Raw genomic sequence first — 20,343 nt, 5'->3', positions numbered from 1 at the left:
GTTTACATTTCTGGTTTCCTTATTTGATCATCATCATTTTCCGGGTGGCCATGACCCGGTTGTCTGCTTTCAGCTGATAGAAATACAATCCGCTGGACAGACCTGCTCCGTTAAAGGTAACCACCTGATTGGTGTTGGCTGCAATTTGTTTGTTGACCAGTGTGGTCACGCGCTGACCAAGCAGGTTAAACACTTCGATGGTGACCGTGGAGGTAACAGGAACCCTGAACCGGATGGTGGTCGATGGGTTGAACGGATTTGGATAGTTTTGTGACAGTTCAAATGCACCCGGATTTTCATCACGAACCGAAATTCCTGAGTTGAATCCGAAATCGGCTGAATCACGCGGCTGAAGTGAATATGACAGGAAAAAGGCATCCACAATACCGCTCAGGGTCTCGAATTTCTGGCCGAGGGTGAACAAATCCTTTAGTGAATCTGCCTTGGTCAGGGTATAATCCACATTCAGGGTATTGATGAAGGGAAGAATGTGGTTGTTCCGGTTGGCTTTATCATCAATCGTCAGACCTGAAATAGCAGATTCATTTTCACTGACCAGAATTTCTCCGCGGCTTTTTCCATCGGTGGCAATGTTCGAGTTGGTATTAATCACGTAAACATTGGCAAGAGAGACCAGAACGCTTTCAAAGGCCTCGGAAAGGGAGCCACCATTCATAATGTCGGAAGAGGCAACCGGAGTGGCTGCAGGCAGGGGAACTCCGCGATCGAGTACAGTGAAGTCGGCCGTGGTGAAATACCGGATCTGGGTTTTACCGCTGAATTCGTCTACCGTTCCGGTTACCCGGACGAGATCTCCCACTTCAAACGAATCGGTTCGTGCACCAAAAATCTGGATTCCGCTCCAGGGACCGGTTCCATTCTGTAAGTACACATCCCCGATCAGGCGGCGGGTCGAGGTAACCACACCTTCAACAGTCAGTGTATCGCCTTTGAAAAGCGATTCGGTATCCGACCGGCGGGAAAACTGAATGGTTCCGATGGATGGTGCATCGGTTAACACCCAGAATGCATAATTATCAACCGTAGGTTGACGGGTGGTAGAATTGCCATTGTCGGTGGCAGTCAGGTAAAACTCCACAAACGCACTGTCTTCAGTAACAGCAGGAATGATGGCGGAATAATCGTTTCCGGTGCCTTTTACCGCCAGGACTTCTGTGAAATCATCGCTGATGCTGGTACGGTAATTCATAGCCACCTTGGTCAGGGTTCCATCATTGTCACCCACCGAGAAGGTAATGGTGGTTGCCTCGTTTGGTGCGTAGTATTTCCTGGATTTGGTCCAGGTGCTGATCGTAGGAGGCATGTTGGGCGCTACAAACACCCAATCAGAGTTAATCGGATTAATACCATACATGCCGTTCGAATTGTAGGTGCTGATATATCCCTGAATGGAGTCCAGACGGGCGTTGACCGGGGCAATGGGTTTGCCGCTTGGCCAGAGACCCTGATCCGAACGGAAACGGTTGGCCTGATTGTCGACGGCAAATACGTTGTTCGACCCATCCTGAATAAAAATTTCTGCTTCACCATTGTTTTTAATCAGACCCGTTACAGTCACATTGGTTAAGGAAACAGGGGCCGATTCGTAAGGTTCACCCGTCACCAGTTGCTGGGTGGTGGTAACGTTATTCACCCAGGTTCCGACATTGAAGGTGGCTATGGGCAGAGAAATGGTTTTCGGATACTCGGATAAATCGACCTGATCAATCACTTCCACGATGTTGGTGTAGACAGTGACGCCGCCCTCTTTTCTTCCTTTCAGCAATTCAAATTGGGTGGATTTGAGAAATTCACGAACACGGCCGGTCAGCTTCACAATCATACCGGGTTCAAGCTGACCCAGTTTGAGCGGATCTTTCGGGGTAAAGGAGGAATCGAGATCGGTGGCAACATTGATGCAGTTCCATGCAAAATCACGTGTGCGTAGAAAAGTGGTGTCTGCCACATTAAACCGCACAATGGTTGGACTGGATGAACTGTAATAGGTTCGTTTTCCATCGGCCTGATAGGGGGCTTCCAGAACGACGGCCACAATGGAAATGGTATCTGAATAGCTATCCTGGGTGGCAATGAGTGGTGATAAATCCTTCTTTGCAAGCAGGTCGGCTTCGCTGCGGAATTGGGTTTCGTAGACCGATTTAACGGGGTATTGGGCATAGGCACCCAGTGCAAGGCTGCTGAGAGCAACCAGGGTTAGTACCAGTTTCTTCATGGTTGATTCCTGTTTATTGATAAAATAGAGATTAATTAATGATGACAAATTTGCCGGTTTTCACGTCTCCGCTGTCTTTGTCCTCAACAGTAAAGAGATACAGACCTGAGGCAATGTTCTGGTTTCCCGTCGAGACCAGATTCCAGCCATATTCTCCACCGGTAAAAGTGGCTTGCCAGTTACCCGAGGTCCGGGCACCAAACGTATCGAACCACTTGGTCCTGTTGCCCGAATCGGGGGTTCCGTCGTGATCAAAGGAAAAAACCTTGTCTCCCGAAATCGTGAAAATGGTGACTGTGGCCTTCGATGGCAGATTCGCAAACTGAATCCGATGGTTCACATCACCAGCTCCGTCCCATCTGGCTTTTACATAGAACGGATTCGGGTAGACAAACGGATCACCATTTACAAATTTTTCATTCGGCATGGTTCCCGGGAAAGCGGGAAGGGAACTGGCCCGAACCGGTGATTCCAGTGGAGGAATACGTTTGACTTCATCTCCCCGGTCGAAGGCCGTTACAGCGAAATTGTACATCCATCCGTTTTTTAAACCGGGAAAATCATACCGGTAATGATAACGGGTGGTATCTCCTTCAAAGGTGACAGGCGAAGCGGTCAGATTCGAGAAAGCGCCCGATGTTTCCAATCCGGTATTGAATCCCCATGGATTTCCGGCCAGATCAAATTGGGCAACCAGTTTCAGCTGATCGTTCAGACTGCGGGTCAGATCGAGTTCATCGCCCAGATCGGTTTTAAAAATCCGGTATCCTTCAAAATCCCTCAGGTTCGAAATGGGATCTACTGATTGTTCCGAGGCCTTCGTCCAGTACAGGCTGACCATCCGGTCGCCCGGAACCACTTTGATTCTAGGGGAATTGGGAGGGGTTGGAACAATGTACCGGTTCAAAATTCCATTGTTATTGGCATCCTCACCCGGATCGAGAACCCCATTGTTGTTAACATCCTCGCCCTGAAAGGTGCTCCGGGCCCAGCCAATATTGGTGATCAGGTCGACTTTCTGTTCGGGTTTGTCCAGGGCCGCAGCTTCAAAACCGGTTTTTTTTGCGCAAACAATTGCAAATACAACCTCGAAAGATTCTCCGGGTGCAACAGAGGCAAGCGGGCCGGCTGCCATCATGGCCGAGCGGTTACCTGCCTTGGTGTATTTGACCTGTATATCTGCTTCCGTCATGCTGGTCGACATTCGCAGGTAACGTTCAGCATCATTGATGGGGGAAAGGGAGGCCGGATCTGCGCCGCGGAATCCCCAGTATTGATAATTCAGTTTGTGCCCGGGATCGGTTTTGCGGTTGATCAGTTGATTCTGATAAAACGTTCCAAGGTAACTCAAGGCCACATAACTGTCGGTGAAACCAATATCTCCATTGGCATCAAAGGCATATTGGGAGGCCAGACTGTCAATTACACCGTTTCCATGTGCACTGAAAAATGCAGATCCGCGCGGTGCCGTTACTTTGACGTTTCTTACCACAAAATCAGTCCAGATTCCGGTGTAAACATCTCTCAGTGTATCGGCTGATTCGTTGGTGATGTGGTAGGTGACAATTACAAAAAAATCAGTGAAGGCAAATGACCATGCATAAGATTCCTGCCGTACAGCCAGCCCGATGGGTTTGGTGTGATTGGTGATCGGTGTGTTCGGACCGGGAATGGTGACTCGTCTGTCAGTATACCAGGTGACAAAATCCTGATGAGAAATTGCAAGCGGACTGGCAAAACGGGAATCCTGTAAACTGGATCTCTCAACAATCTGTGTATTAATGGTATCGACGGTGAATTCATATCCCTCGTCACCTGCCCCATAACCATTTGCATCTTCGCCGGCAGCAGCAGTTGATACCCGGGCTTCCGATCCCACCCGGGCTCCTACCCACAGTCCTCCCTCAAAAATATGCTCGATTCCCGAACCAAGAGGGTATTCAAGTGAGGGCATCCCCTTCTGAAAATTTGCATTGAAGGCATTGCCAAAAACACCCGTGTTGCTGAAGCTGACTCCGATGTTTCCTGTACTGGTCGCTTTTTGGGTAAACAGATCCTGTGAAAAACCGGTCGTGCTGCCGGTGAACAGACAGAGGGCGATGAACAGGAATCTGGTCATTCCTGAATGGATGGTGCGTTGGGTCATGGTTTAAATGTTATTAGCGCCGAAATTAACCCCGAAGCCCGACTGATGCAAAGACAATCCCGTCCGTTACTGTTAAAATACAGTTAACAAGCTAACGATCCTTCAGCCAGCCAAAGTGATAGGCGGCAATCTGACCTGCAGAAAGACCACCATCATTCAATGGAATTTGCTGGGGAACAAATACCTTAAAACCACTTTTTTCCAACCGGTCGATGGTGAGGGAAAGCAGCAATTGATTCTGAAAACAGCCACCGGTCAGCAATATCTGACTGACCCCCTGCTGTTGTGCCACAGAATGAATCATGTCGGTAAGAGTCAGGTGAAACCGATACCCGATTTCACCAACCGGTACTCCTTTCAGATGATCCGACACTGCCGATCGGATGAGGGGACGCCAATCCAGAAAGGTGGGATTTGATCCGAGCCACTGCCACGGATAAGGAGCTGCTTCCGATTCCCGTGAGTGAAACTCCAGCGCCATGGCTGCCTGACCTTCGAAGGAATTTCGGAACGACAGCCCCAGGCAGGCAGAAAGTCCGTCGAATACCCGGCCTGCACTTGAACATTGAACCGAAGGTCTTCCAAGTAACTGCCGGTAAATGGCAAGGTCGGTTTTCTTTACCGGCCATTCCGAAATCAACTGTTCCATTTCTGGTTCTGTATTTCCGAATGAAGCCGAAAGCAGGGAAAGCCCGGGTTTCCAGACGTCGCGCGCAGCCGAATCGCCACCAGGAAGCGGAAAGGGAAGAAACCGCCCGATGTGTTTGAAATCATGATCATTGGTCTGCACCATTTCACTGCCGGCAATGCTTCCATCCTCTGCCAGCCCGGTTCCATCCCAGGAGAACCCGAGTGCGGGGCCCCGAATGCCATATTCAAGCCGGCAGGCAGCCAGATGGGAAATGTGATGCTGAACGGAACTCTGTTTTCCGGTTTGGTTCAGGGCCGTACGTGTCGATGGATAGTCCGGATGCAGATCGCTGATCCAGACGGTTGGTTTCAGATCATACAGATTTCCGATGTCATTCAGTACGGCCTGATGATGATGTATGGCCTCTTCGGTGGATAAATCACCAATATGCTGACTGATGAGGATTTTTTCCCCGGTGTGCAGAGCCACGGTATTTTTCAGAAATCCACCGGTGGCCGCAACGGTCTCTCCGGTGGTTCCAGGAAGTTGAAAGGGAATCGGAGCATATCCCCGTGCACGCCGCATCACCAGGGTCCGGTTGCCCACAACCCTGACCACCGAATCATCCACAGGACGTTTGATAGGCCGGTTGTGTATCAGGAATACATCGGCAATGTCGCCAAGACGGTCGAGTGCCTCCTGATTATCCGTACAAATGGGTTCATCGCTCCGGTTGCCGCTCGTGGCAACAAGCGGCCGGCCAGCCAGGCGCATGATCAGGTGATGAAGCGGGGTGTAAGGAAGCATCACCCCCAGTGTCGGATTTCCCGGATTGACCCATTTGCTGATCGGGTTTTTCTCTTTAGCCGGAAGCAGAACAATCGGTGAGGACTGACTGGTCAGCAAAGGCCGGGCAACCTCGTTGCAGACTACCACTTTATCAATCCAGGTGTCGTCGGGCAGCATGACTGCAAAGGGTTTTTCCTCGCGGTGTTTTCGCTGACGAAGCAACTGCACCGCTGCGTCTGACGTTGCATCGCACAATAACTGAAATCCGCCCAGACCTTTTACTGCAGCCAGGCTTCCGTTCAGAATCAATCTGCAAACCTCTTCGATGGCCTTTTGACCGGTTTGGATTGGTTCTCCTTTTTGTGTGACCAGAGTTACCGATGGTCCGCACACCGGACAGGCCACCGGCTGGGCATGAAAACGCCGGTTCATCGGGTTGTGGTACTCGGCAAAACAATCCGGACAAAGGGGAAACGTTTTCATTGTGGTACGGGGCCGGTCGTATGGCAAGGCCTCAATAATGGAGAAACGCGGTCCGCAGGCTGTACAGTTGATGAACGGATACAGATAACGCCGGTCGGCCGGATCAAACAGTTCTTTCAGACAATCCGGACATGTGGCCAGATCTGGAGTGATATCAGCTTCAGGAGGGAATCCGCCCGGACTTTCTGCGATGATGAAGGTGGTCAACCCGGTGGCAGGAAGAGTCGTTTCATACCAACCGGTGATGGCGGCATGAGGAGGAAGCTGAGTTCTGAGTCGGTGTGAAAACTGATCTAACTGGTTGGGGTGTCCTTCAAGGGCCATAAATACCCCGGGACCAAAATTGTAGACGTAACCGGTTAGCTCACAGGCATAGGCCAGCTGGTAGACCAACGGCCGGAATCCAACTCCCTGAACCCGTCCCCTGACGGTGATTTCCTTCCGGATGGTAGTCAGGGTGCCCATGGATGGGTCCGGTCAGATAAAGAACCAGAAAAGTCCCACCACAACGGCAGAAAGCGAGCAGGTCACCATAAACCCGGAAATCCACCTGGGTCCGGCAAGCTGAAACCGGTGGGCGATCAGACCGGTGAGTCCTCCGAAACCCGACATGGCTGCCAGTGTTCCGACTGTGAAGGCGGTCAGGTACAGAATAACACTAACGGTATCTGGGAAAGCCAGGGCAGGGAGTATTCCGAAAAGATGGGAACTGCCGGCCAGACCATGGATAATCCCGACTCCGACGGCAGTGTGGGCCAGACGGTGCTGATGGTGACTGGTATTACCGACATGCACATGCAGATGTTCATGGTCATGACCCGGGTGATCATGGGAATGCCGGTGGATGGTGGTTTTTCTCAGGGTCAGAAGTCCCCATGCACCAATTCCGATGAGAACGATGGCAACCAGTTTTTCATTCACCGAACTGATCAGCTCAATATCAAGCCATTCCCTGAACATCAGGGCAAGAATTCCAATTACCAGAACGCCGGTGGAATGCCCAAAACCCCAGCGAAGTCCGGTCAGCCAGCCCTTGCGGTTTGCATTTGCACTGAGTGGGGCCACGGCTGCCAGATGATCCGGACCTGAAAAAACATGCAAAAATCCAAAACTGAATCCAGTGAGAATTGCATCCATGTGTACATCCTGTGACTGATTACATTCAAAGGTAACCTGAGAGGTGTTCAATGTGATCAAAATAACATTAGAAGATGATGAATTGTTGGTATCTTCCTTCAGGGATTCTTATTTTTATCACCGCAATCCTTAAAAAAGACATAAAAGTGTTTTCTCTGTTTGCTTCTCCTGAATTTGCCTCCCGGCCCTCGGGATCCGATACCAGTGAAAACTGGTTGACCAGCATTGATGGTCAGGGAAAGCGTATTCTTGTCATTGACGATGAATACCTGATCAGACACCTGATGACCGATGTCCTGAGTTCGGTTAACTTTCGTGTGGTGACTGCGCCCGATGGAGAAGAAGGCATGCGTCTCTACCGGGAAGCCCCGGAATCATGGGATCTGGTGATCCTTGATATGGTGATGCCGGTGATGAACGGAGAAGAAGTTTTCCGGCAGATCATCACCCAGAATCCTTCCCAACGGGTTCTGATCTGCTCGGGATACAACGATCGGTATGAGGTCGATTCCATGATTCAGGATGGTGCCATTGGTTTACTGGCCAAGCCATTCAACCTCAGGGAATTGTTCACCTTCCTGAAAAAATCAACCGATATCTGATTCAGAATCCCTTCCTGGTTTCATATTCCCAGGCAAGTATCGTTTTGCAGTGGGAATCTGTGATTTAATCTGCCCACCCTGTGCCAATCCGCTTCCCAGGCAGCAATTCCTGTAAAAAACAGCCACCTGTCCCGTTTCGCCCGGATGGTTGGGTACCGGACTTCCGGCCATGAAGGACCGGAAATCGGCGGGATCGGTAATGTCGTATCGTTTCCGGGTGATCTGGGGTCCGGCCAGCTGAAGAAAATCGGTGGTCATCTTCAGTTGTTTTCCCATCCAGCGTCCCATGCGCATTCCTGTTCGCCTGACTCCAGGCAAACCAGGCTGAATCATATCTTCCGATACAGCCCAGACATCTCCCGATTCCACCATTCCGAATCGGGCCAGCCAGTCGGGTGACATACCAAAATAATCCGACATGCGTTGTTTCAGATCAGCTTCCAGGGATGGTTTAATGCGATTCTGGGGCACCATCCGGGGAGTTGGGGAAACCCGTTCACCGGTTTTCATGATTTTAGCAAGAAAGAATCCCTGACAGCGGAAATCATTGTCCATGGGATAAATACGCTTTGATAGTTGAACCGGAATGCTGGTATCCGTTGCCGGTATCCCTCCGTTTCTGGCGCTGAACGCTGTGGGAAGGTTGGCTTCCTGAAGCTCTCCCGGGTGTCTTGATAACACACTGGCCAGAATGGCTTCATTTTCTTCCGTGGTCAGTGTGCAGGTCGAATACACAATGATGCCACCGGGTTTACAGGCTTTTAAAGCAGAAATCAGCAATTTTTCCTGCAACCCGGCAAACTGTTTCATCCGTTGAAACGTCCACCAACCAGCCACTTCCTGTTTATTGTGAATCACACCGAGTGCCGAACAGGGTGCATCAATCAGAACTTTATCAAAATACCCGGGGAGCAGGTTACCGATCTGTTCACCGGGAAGGCCGGTAACCTGTACATTGACGGCACCGACCCGGTCCAGGTTGAAAATGAGATTGGCAAGCCGGCCCGGTTCAATATCATTAGAGATGAGGGTTCCTCGGTTTTGCATATGCTGTGCAAGTTGGGTCGACTTGCTTCCCGGGGCTGCGGCAAGATCAAGTACACGTTCACCCGGTTTAGGATCCAGCACCAGAACCGGCAACATCGAGCTGAAATCCTGCAGATAAATGTGCCCGAGATGATGGGACAGAGTCTGCCCGGGAAAAGCGGTTGGGGGGTCATACTGACAGGCATGAGAATACCAGGGCTCCCTGACCACCTGTAAGCCGTCTTCCTTCAGGCGGATCAACGTTTCCTCTGCCGGCATTTTCAGGTCGGACAGCCTGATTTTGGTCCGGATTCTCTCGGAAAGACCATTGATGAACCGCTCATACTCTTCACCAAAATGTGCACGTGAAAAAGTCTCAAGATCGGGTGATAAAACCGGTGGGGTGAAGGCCATGGGTGTGTGTTTTGGTGTGTGGTTTCAGTTATTTCTGGTTATCAGAGGTCTTTATCTTCTGTATCCGGTGGCTGTCCGGAAGATTAAAAAATCATTTGAATTTTCCCAACTGCTGTTCTACCTTAGCAGGTCTTCAATCGCCAGAGGCCGTCATGAAAAATATCTTTTCCGGAATGTTCAAACAGTCTCCATTCAGCCAGTTACAGGCACAAATGGCAGAAGTAGATAAATGTACAGGTCTGATCAGACCGATGTTTGAAGCACTCGCAGAAGGTAAGCATGATGAAGTGAAGAACATTGCCAAACAGATCATGTTTTTCGAGCATCAGGCCGATGAGATTAAAGACCAGATCCGCAACACCATACACGATTCCATATTCCTCCCGGTAGAAAAGAAGGACCTCCTGCGCCAGCTAAGTGCCCAGGACGACATAGCAGATGCAGCCGAAGACGTGGCTGTATTGCTGACTCTTCGTAAATCCACCGTTCCCGCTTTCATGAAAGAAGACATTTTCAGGTTTATCGATAAATGCCTCGAAGCCACTCAGCTGGCTTCAAAAATTGTTCAGGAACTCGATGAAATGGTTGAGTCCAGTTTTTCCGGACTTGAAGCCAAACGCGTGCTTGAACTTTGTGACAGAACCGGTGAAATAGAATTCGAGGCCGATAAACTGAAGTATAAAATCGGACAGAAAATGTTCGAGCATGAGAATGAAATGGCCCCCGTTGAATTATTCTTCTGGTACGAACTGTTTAAGAACATTTCGGTCCTGGCAGATAAATCAGAAATGATGTCCAAACGAACACGGGTCTTCCTCATTCCCACCTGATCATGAACGGTTTCGTTAATTAAATAAAAGGTTTCCGGATGGAATTCGGTACAATTGCACTCATTATTGCCATTATTTTCTGTCTTTACATGGCCTGGAACATCGGGGCCAATGATGTCGCCAATGCATTCGGTACTTCTGTAGGTTCAAAAGCACTTACACTAACTTCAGCCGTTTTTGTTGCAGCTATTTTTGAGTTTATGGGCGCCTATTTTGTAGGTGGGACTGTAACTGAAACAGTGGCGAAGGGAATCATTGATGTTGAGATATTCATCGGCCATGAACATGTGTTTTTGTGGGGCATGTTGGCTGCATTGCTTGGTGCTGCCATCTGGTTGAATATTGCGACTTTTTATGGACTTCCCGTTTCTACAACACACGCCATCGTTGGTGCAGTAGTCGGCGCTGGAATCAGTTCAGGATTTTGGATGGGGACCGATGGTGTTGGTGCGGTTCACTGGGGAGAAATGGGACCCATCGTCTTATCATGGATAGTCTCTCCACTCACCGGTGCCTTTTTAGCCTATGTTGTTTTTCTGGTCATTCAGACCTTGTTTTTCAAAAGTCTGACACCTACTAAAAACCTGATCACTTACTCACCTTACCTGGTTTTTGCGGTCATTGTCATTCTGGCACTTTCAGTGGTGTACAAAGGACTGAAAAACCTGAAGTTGGATATCTCGTTTGAGGTTGTGCTTGCCATCTCTATCGGAATTGGTCTCCTTGGAGCCTTTATCACATCCTGGTTCCTTAAGAAAAAGTTTAAAGGCGACACGGCTCTCATGTCGGCCCGGGAACAATTGGATAATGTGGAATATGTATTTAAGTACCTGCAGATTGTAACCGCCTGCTACGTAGCTTTTGCCCATGGAGCCAATGATGTGGCCAATGCGGTCGGCCCGCTTGCTGGCATTCTTTCTGTCCTTGATGACGGAACACTGGCAGGTAAATCCACCATTCCTTCATGGGCTTTGCTTCTCGGTGGTATTGGACTGGTTCTTGGATTGGCCACGTATGGCTACAAGGTAATTGATACCATTGGTAAAAAAATCACTGAACTGACTCCCACCCGTGGATTCAGTGCCGAGTTCGGAACTGCCACCACCGTTCTGGTTGCCTCCTACATGGGACTTCCGATTTCGACCACTCATACCCTGGTTGGTGCGGTTATCGGTGTTGGATTTGCACGGGGTATGTCGAATATCAACGGCCGGGTGATCCGTGACATTCTTTCTTCATGGTTCATAACCATTCCGATTGCCATGCTGCTGACCGTGATCTTAAATTACATTATGTTGTTTATTTTCGAGGCCTGACCAGCCTCTTTCTGACCCAATAAAACCTGGAGTAAACCATGATCCGACCCGATCAGCTTCCGCCGTACCACCCGACGGCTTATCTTGATTTTTCAAAACCTGAAAACCGCGATCCCATGCTGGCGGCCCTGAAGAAAATCAGAGGTACTTTCGGAAAGCGGTATGAAAACCTCATCAACGGACAGCGGCTTGGTGCCGCGTCCTGGTTTAAATCTCTCAATCCCAGTAACAGCAAGGAAGTAGTAGGTGAGTTTCCACTTGCCTCAGCGGCTGATGCCACTCTTGCCCTTGAATCGGCGCATAGCGCATTTAAGTCCTGGTCAAAAACAGATCCCGCTCACCGGGCTTCAATCCTGCTCAAGGCAGCAGATCTGATGAAACAACGACGGCATGAATTTTCTGCCATGATGGTTCTTGAGGCCGGAAAAAACTGGCCCGAGGCCGATGCAGATACAGCCGAAGCCATCGATTTTCTCGAATTTTATGCACGGGAAATGCTCCGCTACGCAAATCCGGCCCCGATTTACCAGTTGCCAGGCGAACGGAATGAACTGAAATACCTTCCCGTGGGCGTGGTTCTTGTCATTCCTCCATGGAATTTTCCTTGTGCCATTCTGGCTGGAATGACCGCTGCAGCTTTGGTTACTGGTAATACAGTGGTTCTCAAACCCGCTTCTGATACCCCGGCCATTGGTCACATGGTGGCTGAGTTATTTTTTGAAGCCGGAATCCCCGGTGGAGTTCTTAATTACATCACCGGTTCTGGCGGTGAAATCGGAGACCTTTTGGTTACTCATCCGAAAACCAGAATGATTGCCTTTACCGGTTCCATGGAAGTGGGACTGCGTATCAATGAACTGGCTGCCAAAGTTCAGCCTGGTCAGATCTGGGTAAAACGGGTGATTGCCGAGATGGGTGGAAAAGACGCCATCATTGTCAATGAGGATGCCGATCTGGAATGGGCTGCTCAGGGTATTGTTGCCTCGGCTTTCGGCTATCAGGGGCAGAAATGTTCGGCCTGTTCACGGGCTATTATTCATAAAAGTGTATATGACCAGGTGGTGAACCGGGTCGTTGAACTCACTTCCAGACTGACAGTGGGACCCGCTGAACAAAACCCATCCATGGGACCGGTTTCAAGCGAACGGGCCCTCAAAACCATCATGAAATACATCGACTCAGGAAAACAGCAGGGAAGGTTGGTTTTCGGTGGAAAACGGCTGTCTGAGGAAGGATACTATCTTGAGCCGACCGTCATTGCCGATATTAAACCCGATGCCGTGATTGCTCAGGAAGAAATTTTCGGACCCGTTCTCGCTATAATGAAAGCCGATTCCTTCGATGATGCTCTCGCAATTGCCAACGGAACCCGGTATGGACTGACCGGGGCCGTTTACTCGAAAAATACTGAGGTCCTGAAAAGGGCCGCAGATGAATTTTTTGTAGGAAATCTGTATCTCAACCGCAAATGTACCGGGGCCATCGTGGGTGCTCATCCCTTTGGCGGATTTAACATGTCTGGTACTGACTCAAAGGCCGGTGGCAGTGATTATTTGCTGCTGTTCCTTCAGGCACAATCCATCGCAACGAAAATTAATTAAGGGCAGGTGTTATGAACATTCATGAGTTCCAGGGGAAGGAAATTTTCAGGCGGTATGGGGTCGCTGTACCAAACGGATTTGTTGCAAAATCACCGGATGAGGCGGCCGATGCAGCTAAAAAACTGGGCACACCCGTTGTGGTTCTCAAATCGCAGATTCATGCTGGTGGTCGGGGAAAGGGAACCGTTTATTCATCACAGGATCGCTCAAAGGTGGTCATTCAGGGTGGTGTGAAGGTTGTTAAACCCGAGCTTGCAAAGGAAACGGCTGAAAAACTGCTTGGAAATATCCTGGTCACCATTCAGACAGGTCCGGAAGGAAAACCAGTCAATACGCTACTGGTCGAAGAAGGAATGACCATCGTACGCGAGTTGTATGTGGCCGTCATGATGGATCGGTCGAAAAGCAAGGACCTGATCATGGTTTCCACCGAGGGAGGGATGGAAATTGAGGAAGTGGCCCATCATTCCCCCGAAAAAATTGTGCGCGAGTATGTGGATCCACGGGTCGGATTGCAACCCTTTCAGGCCAGAAAATTGGCCTATGCCCTTGGACTCGAGGGAGATGCGTTCAAAAATGGAGTACGGTTTATCTCCGCTTTGTACAAGGCCTTTAAAGAGATGGATTGTTCCATCGCTGAAATCAATCCGCTGATTGTCACCAATGACAACCGGGTGCTCGCACTTGATGCAAAACTCAATTTCGATGACAATGCCCTGTACCGGCATGAGGATGTGGTAGCCATGCGCGATGTGGCTGAAGAAGATCCGCTTGAAGTTGAAGCTTCAAAAAGCAACCTGAATTATGTGAAGCTGGATGGCAATGTGGGTTGTATGGTTAACGGGGCTGGTCTTGCCATGGCCACCATGGATATCATCAAACTGGCAGGCGGCGAACCAGCCAATTTTCTTGATGTTGGGGGTGGTGCCAATGTGAATACAGTACGTAACGGATTCAGAATCATTCTGTCAGATCCGAATGTAAAGGCCATCCTGATCAATATTTTTGGCGGAATTGTACGCTGTGACCGCGTGGCAAACGGGGTGATTGAAGCAGCCCGTTCCATGGAAATCAACGTTCCGATCATTGTCCGCCTGGCTGGGACCAATGCAGAGGAAGCCAGGGAAATCCTGGCCAAATCGGGTCTGAACCTGATTCCGGCGGAAGGATTGAAGGACGCCGCGCAAAAGGTTACTCAGGCCATATCCTGATCCCTTCTATTCTGATCACCTTAATAAAAGGCGGGTATCACCCGCCTTTTTTTTTAATACTTAAATCGTGATAGTTTCGATATTATCATTAAATGTCAGTGATTAACACTACAATAGTGTATATATTCAGAGAAAATAACGATATATTGTTTAAAATTCCGAATATTGTTCATAACTTCGTTTTTACCATTTTCAGGAGGTTGTATGGATGAAATGGATATCAGAATACTGAATGTGCTCCAGGACAACGGCCGGATTACCAATGCACAATTGGCTGCAACGGTAGGTCTTAGCCCTTCTGCCACCTCGGAGCGGGTTCGCCGGCTGGAGGAAGCTGGTTACATCGAAAAGTTTGTGGCCATCATCAATCCGGTCCGGATCAATAAATCGGTTCACGCGTTCATTTTTGTGACACTGGAAGCCCACCATGCCGATATCATCGAGACGTTTATGAAGTCGGTTGAAGCGCTGGATGATGTGCTGGAATGCTATCATATCAGTGGTCAATCGGACTATATGATGAAGGTGGCCGTACGGGACATTCCGGAGTATGAACGGTTTCTCAGGGAAAAACTGACCAAAATTCCCGGGATTGACCGCGTGAATACCTCCTTTGTTCTGAAAAATTTCAAGAAATCTTACAAGTATAATCTGGGTAAATCATGAAGACCGAAGACCAGTACCATATCGATACCAGACTGATACACGGGAAACGGGAATCGACCAATTGGGACTATTCACACCATTTGGTTCCCCCTGTTTCTGCCAGTGCCACTTTTAAACTGGATTCAGTGGAACGTGGCGCTCAGGGGTTCCTTGAGTTCGCTCATACCGATTCAGGGTTGGCAGGAAAACAACCCATTCTGATTTATGAGCGGCTGGGCGAGCCAAATAAGAATATTCTCGAAGAACATCTTGCCATTGCAGAACAAGGAGAAACGGCACTGACCTTTGCCACCGGCATGGCAGCCATATCGGGAATTCTTGCCACGCTTTGTATGTCTGGCGATGAAGTGGTCCACCATCATACCTTGTATGGCTGCACCTATTCCTTGCTGACAAACTGGTTTCCCCGATTTGGGATTTCCACCCGGCAGGCTGATATGCGAAACATGGAAAGCCTGAAGGCAGCTATTACCCCGAAGACCCGTGTGATCTACTTTGAAACTCCGGTAAATCCAACCCTCGATATCATCGATATTGCCCGGGTGGCTCAGGTTATCCGTGATGAAAATGAAAAACGAGGTCAGGCCCGCCAGTTGTACATGGTGGTGGATAATACGTTTGCCACTCCGGTCTGCCAGCGTCCGCTCACCCTTGGGGCCGATTTTGTGGTTCACAGCCTGACAAAAAACATTGGCGGATTTGGTACTGACATGGGTGGGGCTGTTATCGGAAAATCATTCGTCAGAGATTTACTCCTGCTGTACCGAAAGGATTTTGGCGGGGTCCTTTCCTTTCACTCGGCGTGGACCCATCTGGTCTACGGACTTCCAACACTGAACATCCGGGTAAGAAAACAGGAATTAACGGCCATCGCGGTTGCTGAATACCTGAATAAACACCCCATGGTCGAGAAAACTCATTTTCCAGGTCTGGATTCCTTCCCTGGTGCAGACGTTGCAAAAAGACAAATGGTTAGCCCGGAAGGGAAGTTTGCTCCCGGAACCATGCTCTACTTTGTGATCAAAGGGGACTCTCCCGCAGATCAGAAGGAAAAAGGACGTCGGCTGATGAACCATCTGGCCTCATTTTCCTACACCATTACGCTGGCAGTCAGTCTGGGGAATATTAAAACACTGATTGAACATCCGGGCAGTATGACCCATTCAGCCATTCCTGCAGAGGAGCAGGTGAATCATGGCATGGATCCGGGTGGAATCCGCATTTCCATCGGATTGGAAGATCCGGCTGATATCATCAGAGATCTGGAAGAGGCGTTTAAAGCGATATAAAAAAAGGGGCTTAAAGGCCCCTTTTATATTGATCAAAAGAACGGAGGATCAGGCGGAAACTGAATTCCTGAGCGCGGCGGTCTGACTGGTCAGCTGCCGGGCAATCTGGTAGATTTCATTGGCAGCATCTTTGTTCTGACTGGCTGTGGAGCTCAGGTTCTGAATAGATGTGGCAATCTTTTCGCCGGTTTGTACATATTCCCCGGTGGTTGTGGATACCCGACTGGCTTTTGCAGTCATTTCAGAAGCTTTAAGCACCACCTGCTGCGAATTTTTAATCTGAAGATCCATCATCTGGCTTAATCTGCTCATGATAACAGAGGTCCGGTTGGCGTGCTGGGTGATGCGTTCCAGAACCACTTCGGCATTACGGATTAATTCCACACCTTCCTGGGTGGTTTGTGTGGCAGATAAGGCAGCCTGTACAGCCTTCGATGTTTCCTCCCGGATCGCAAACACCAGTTCTTCGATTTCGCGGGTCGCTTCTGTTGACCGGGAAGCCAGTTTCCGGACTTCTTCTGCAACCACAGCAAAACCACGTCCGGCCTGCCCGGCCAGAGCAGACTCAATGGCTGCATTTACTGCAAGCAGGTTGGTTTGCTTCGCAATTTTATTGATCACCTCGGTTACTTTTCCGATATCCCGTGATGAACTTTCCAGACGTTTGATGGTGCTGACCATCTGATCCATCTGGTGGTTAACTTCCTGCATACCATTGTTGATCTGATCAATGGCAAAACGGCCTTCCTGTACATCATTGATAATATGGTTAATGATGTTGGAACTATCCTGAATATTGCGTGAAGCTTCCTGAATATTCGAAATCAGTTGCTGAATGCTGCTGGTGGTTTCAGATACACTGTAGGTAAGTGTCTGACCATCCTGAGCCAGTGTAGAAATCCCAGAACTCAGATCCAGAATCTGGGTGTTGGTACGCTGCGAAATGGCGAGCTGGTCATCTGATGCGCGCGTAACGGCACCGATTTTACCCTCAATCGTTGTTACAAATTGGGCAATCCGGTAAGAAGAATCAGACACATCATCAACCATGGACCGGTAACGGGTCGACAGGTTCCGGATGGTGGACATCACCGGGGTCAGTTCCTGATAAGAATCTGCCTGAGTGGTGATTGAACTGAAGTTGCCCGTCGGGATGGCGTTCACTGCATCGGATACAATCGTGAGAGGCTCGGTTACAATGGACCGGATCTGTGTAATCAAAAGCCAGCCCAGTACGATTGCCATCCCAATGATAAAGGATAACAGCAATGTCAGTCCCGAGGTAGCGGGAGGTACCGGTTCGGTAGTACTGAGTTTAACCATCGCCATCAGATCGCCCGATTGAAACCCTTTCAGGTTCGATTTAAAGGCGGGCACTGTCGAGGCAGAACCGTGGCAGGGAAGGCATGAACTTCCTGCCACAACCGGAATCAGGGAAGTAACCTGAACAGAGTCGGCTGTCTGGTTGATTAATCTTGCGGCGGAAGCTGTGACATCGTAACGCATGCTGCCGGCAAGGGAATCAAACCGTACCGCCGGATTGTCACTGATTCTGATCAGGTAGCTTTTCAGCAGGAGTAAACTGTCCTCCCTTGAAATATTCCATTGAGAAACAGAGGAGAATGAAGACAAAGACATCACATCCTGATCGACGAAATGCAAGGATTTGATGGCATTCGCAGAAAGGGCCCCAGATTGTGCAGTCACCGCCTCGGAACCGGCCGACCAGGCCTTCAGAGTCAGGTCGGCAAGTTGCTGATGCCGGGTGGCAATGGTCTTGTCACCGGGTGAAACCGTACTTCCTCCCCAAAAAGAATCGATGAGAAAGGCCAGACCAATGGCTGCAATGCAGACAATGGCCAGGGTTCTGAGGATTTTACCGGTACTGGACATGGGACAACTTTCTGTTAATCTGGGTTAAACCGTCAGACGGGGTTCACGGCTGACCGTATATCCTTTAGATTGGAGCGAACTCTGGAATTTGGAAAACGTTTTTCTTACAACGGCCTTTTGGTTTTCCAGTGCTGACTGTTTCTGTGGATCCTTGTCATTTGAAAGAATCCGGAAATACTCAGCAACTGAATAAACGACGGCAATAAACGCTTCTGCATCAATGTCGAATACGTTGAATCCGCCTTTTGCCTTCTCATTCATTTCAAGAGAATAGAAGATGGCAATGTAAGCGAACTCCTGAATGACAGGTACTTTATTGGCAAACGGGACCCGCTTGTAATCAGACATATACTGATCGATCAGGATGGTCGGATTCGATTTCTGCATTTCCTCCATCAATTTTTGAAAGGCCTTCAGATATTCCAGCCGGATGGTGGAATTTTTGTAGGGAACATCGAGGGTCATGCTGCTTAACCGGAATCTCCAGTCAGACATGATATCATGAAGTTTCCGATGGTCACCGGCCTCGGCCAGAGAGGTAAGCCGTTTGATATCCTTTTGGAATTCCTTGTTAACAAAAGCATCAAACTGAGTTGGATCCTTTTTCAGCAAAGTTTGCAGGAAGGCGATTCCGTCATCTTCCACCGCAGGAATGGGTACCTGAATATACCGGCAACCTTCTTTTGATCGGTTGGTCTCGACATAGTAAGTGGCCAGACGTACCTGATACCGGTAGTAAGAAAGGTCATAGCTGTAAGCCATCAGCATGTACATTTCTTTAGCCAGTTTATCTGATTCTGCTGTGCCGAGATAACTCCAGAATTCAGCCTTTGAACTGTTATCCTCGGGTCCGGGAATGGTCAGGGTGGAGAACATGCCATACTTGATGTAGTATTGCCCGAACCGGTACCCGTAGATCAGTTGTTTCCAGTATTGACCGATTTCCTTCCGTTTGGCTTCCTGACCTGGCAAAAATGACTGGTCAATAGCACCATAAAGATGCATCAATCCCATTAGACGGTGATGCGTGGCAATGTCACCACTTGTTTTTGAAGCCTGGATCAGATGGTATTTACCCAATTGATAGTTCGACTCAAAAATGATTTCATTCTGACGTTTAACCAGCACGTCATCCCGTTTTGATCGACCCTGGCGTACGCGGATGTTCAGCTCGAGAGCAGGGATGAGGGCTTCATAAAATTCATTGGCCCTGAAATGCTTGTCGGCAAGAAACATCTTGGCTTCTTCATCGATCTGGGAATCCAATTCCTCATCAATGGTCAGCTCAATACCGGCAGCTGTTTCACGGACACCTGCAGGGCCTTCGGCAACCTGAGGCTGATCGGTGATAATTTCCTCAACAGCTCCTGAAATCTCACCAATGTCGAGACCCAGCTGACTCAGAAAGTCATCGCCAAAGCCTTCCTGTGGCTGCGGTTGGTTGGGATCCTGTTTTTTCTTGTCATTTTCATCAGAAATATTGCCGGCCATCGAGTACTCCTCTGGTCAGTTTTTAAATAAATTGGGACAATTCATGACTATTCAAAAGGGCGTTCACGTCCAGTACAACGAGAACCCGTCCACCCTCTTTATAAAGACCGGAACCAAAACTGGCCAGGGCACCGGTCAGTGTGGTTTTACTGGATTCAATTTCATCCAACGGTATGTCAATTACCTCGACAACGGTATCCACAACCACACCGGTTGTGAAGCGCTCGCCATCCAGCAGGATAATCCGCTCTTTAGCAAGTTCCTTCCGTGTTTTTTGATCAGAACCTTTCAGATTCAACAGTTGTCTGATATCGGTGATTGATATAATTTCTCCGCGGACCGAACAGATACCCAGTATGTAAGCCGGTACGTTCGGCAGACGGGTGATTCTGGGAACTTCAATAATTTCCTTAATGGATATAATCGGTATGGCAAGCTGTTCCTTGCCGAGCAACACAACAATACACTGGGTTTTCTGTCGGATCTGTTCAACCGCACCAGTCGATTCAATGCGCTGCAATGAAACCAGCGAGGTCAGGGTATCGGTTGGGTTGAAGGGTTCCAGTTTCGCCATGAATACGCCGG

The 20,343-nt window shown here is 49.2% G+C and carries 15 protein-coding genes; 7 read left to right on the top strand and 8 right to left on the bottom strand.

The features are described from left to right. Window positions 1–19: 19 nt before the first annotated feature. From HUU10_01230 to HUU10_01215, 4 genes are all read right to left on the bottom strand, one after another. Entirely contained in the window at window positions 20–2,233 is a 2,214-nt protein-coding gene (locus HUU10_01230) for a T9SS type A sorting domain-containing protein (protein NUQ80208.1), read from the bottom strand. A gap of 31 nt (window positions 2,234–2,264) precedes the next feature. Beyond that, window positions 2,265–4,379, bottom strand: coding sequence for a hypothetical protein (locus HUU10_01225; GenBank protein NUQ80207.1), 2,115 nt, complete (start codon window positions 4,377–4,379; stop codon window positions 2,265–2,267). Between the two features lie 91 nt (window positions 4,380–4,470). Beyond that, window positions 4,471–6,747 (bottom strand): carbamoyltransferase HypF, encoded by a 2,277-nt coding sequence (hypF, locus tag HUU10_01220; GenBank protein NUQ80206.1) that lies wholly within the window; start codon window positions 6,745–6,747, stop codon window positions 4,471–4,473. Window positions 6,748–6,759: 12 nt separating this feature from the next. Next, window positions 6,760–7,419, bottom strand: a complete 660-nt coding sequence (locus HUU10_01215; protein ID NUQ80205.1) for a sulfite exporter TauE/SafE family protein — start codon at window positions 7,417–7,419, stop codon at window positions 6,760–6,762. 146 nt (window positions 7,420–7,565) lie between these two features. Here HUU10_01215 and HUU10_01210 point away from each other — a divergent pair, with 146 nt between their 5' ends. Beyond that, window positions 7,566–8,021 carry a response regulator gene (locus HUU10_01210; protein ID NUQ80204.1) on the top strand — a complete coding sequence of 152 codons (456 nt, stop codon included), beginning with the start codon at window positions 7,566–7,568 and terminating at the stop codon, window positions 8,019–8,021. Here the strand turns inward: HUU10_01210 and HUU10_01205 are convergent. Further along, window positions 8,007–9,461 carry an NOL1/NOP2/sun family putative RNA methylase gene (locus HUU10_01205; GenBank protein NUQ80203.1) on the bottom strand — a complete coding sequence of 485 codons (1,455 nt, stop codon included), beginning with the start codon at window positions 9,459–9,461 and terminating at the stop codon, window positions 8,007–8,009. The two genes, HUU10_01210 and HUU10_01205, sit on opposite strands and share 15 nt — an antisense overlap. A gap of 152 nt (window positions 9,462–9,613) precedes the next feature. Between HUU10_01205 and HUU10_01200 the strand changes: the two genes are divergently transcribed. The 6 genes from HUU10_01200 to HUU10_01175 all read left to right on the top strand — a co-directional run bounded on the left by HUU10_01200 (window position 9,614) and on the right by HUU10_01175 (window position 16,374). Then, window positions 9,614–10,291: a TIGR00153 family protein gene (locus tag HUU10_01200; GenBank protein ID NUQ80202.1), complete on the top strand. Its 678-nt coding sequence runs from the start codon at window positions 9,614–9,616 to the stop codon at window positions 10,289–10,291. Window positions 10,292–10,329: 38 nt separating this feature from the next. Then, entirely contained in the window at window positions 10,330–11,607 is a 1,278-nt protein-coding gene (locus HUU10_01195; protein ID NUQ80201.1) for an inorganic phosphate transporter, read from the top strand. A gap of 38 nt (window positions 11,608–11,645) precedes the next feature. Continuing rightward, window positions 11,646–13,208, top strand: coding sequence for an L-glutamate gamma-semialdehyde dehydrogenase (gene pruA / locus HUU10_01190; protein ID NUQ80200.1), 1,563 nt, complete (start codon window positions 11,646–11,648; stop codon window positions 13,206–13,208). An 11-nt stretch (window positions 13,209–13,219) separates the two neighbouring features. After that, window positions 13,220–14,419 (top strand): ADP-forming succinate--CoA ligase subunit beta, encoded by a 1,200-nt coding sequence (gene sucC / locus HUU10_01185; protein NUQ80199.1) that lies wholly within the window; start codon window positions 13,220–13,222, stop codon window positions 14,417–14,419. A gap of 204 nt (window positions 14,420–14,623) precedes the next feature. Further along, window positions 14,624–15,085 carry an Lrp/AsnC family transcriptional regulator gene (locus HUU10_01180; GenBank protein ID NUQ80198.1) on the top strand — a complete coding sequence of 154 codons (462 nt, stop codon included), beginning with the start codon at window positions 14,624–14,626 and terminating at the stop codon, window positions 15,083–15,085. Then, window positions 15,082–16,374: an aminotransferase class I/II-fold pyridoxal phosphate-dependent enzyme gene (locus tag HUU10_01175; protein NUQ80197.1), complete on the top strand. Its 1,293-nt coding sequence runs from the start codon at window positions 15,082–15,084 to the stop codon at window positions 16,372–16,374. The genes HUU10_01180 and HUU10_01175 overlap by 4 nt, the downstream gene beginning before the upstream one ends. A 48-nt stretch (window positions 16,375–16,422) precedes the next feature. Here HUU10_01175 and HUU10_01170 read toward each other — a convergent pair whose 3' ends face one another. The 3 genes from HUU10_01170 to HUU10_01160 are packed head-to-tail and all read right to left on the bottom strand — an operon-like array spanning window position 16,423 to window position 20,332. Continuing rightward, window positions 16,423–18,267, bottom strand: a complete 1,845-nt coding sequence (locus HUU10_01170) for a hypothetical protein (protein ID NUQ80196.1) — start codon at window positions 18,265–18,267, stop codon at window positions 16,423–16,425. A 24-nt stretch (window positions 18,268–18,291) separates the two neighbouring features. Further along, window positions 18,292–19,758: a hypothetical protein gene (locus HUU10_01165; protein ID NUQ80195.1), complete on the bottom strand. Its 1,467-nt coding sequence runs from the start codon at window positions 19,756–19,758 to the stop codon at window positions 18,292–18,294. A gap of 22 nt (window positions 19,759–19,780) precedes the next feature. Next, the gene (locus tag HUU10_01160; protein NUQ80194.1) at window positions 19,781–20,332 is read right to left on the bottom strand and encodes a chemotaxis protein CheW; all 552 of its coding nucleotides are present in this window, start codon (window positions 20,330–20,332) and stop codon (window positions 19,781–19,783) included. Window positions 20,333–20,343 lie beyond the last annotated feature (11 nt).

This window comes from Bacteroidota bacterium (genome assembly GCA_013360915.1).
GTDB lineage: Bacteria > Bacteroidota > JABWAT01 > JABWAT01 > JABWAT01 > JABWAT01.
Note: the sequence above shows the minus strand (reverse complement) of the source record. Positions and strands in the feature narration are given on the sequence as shown.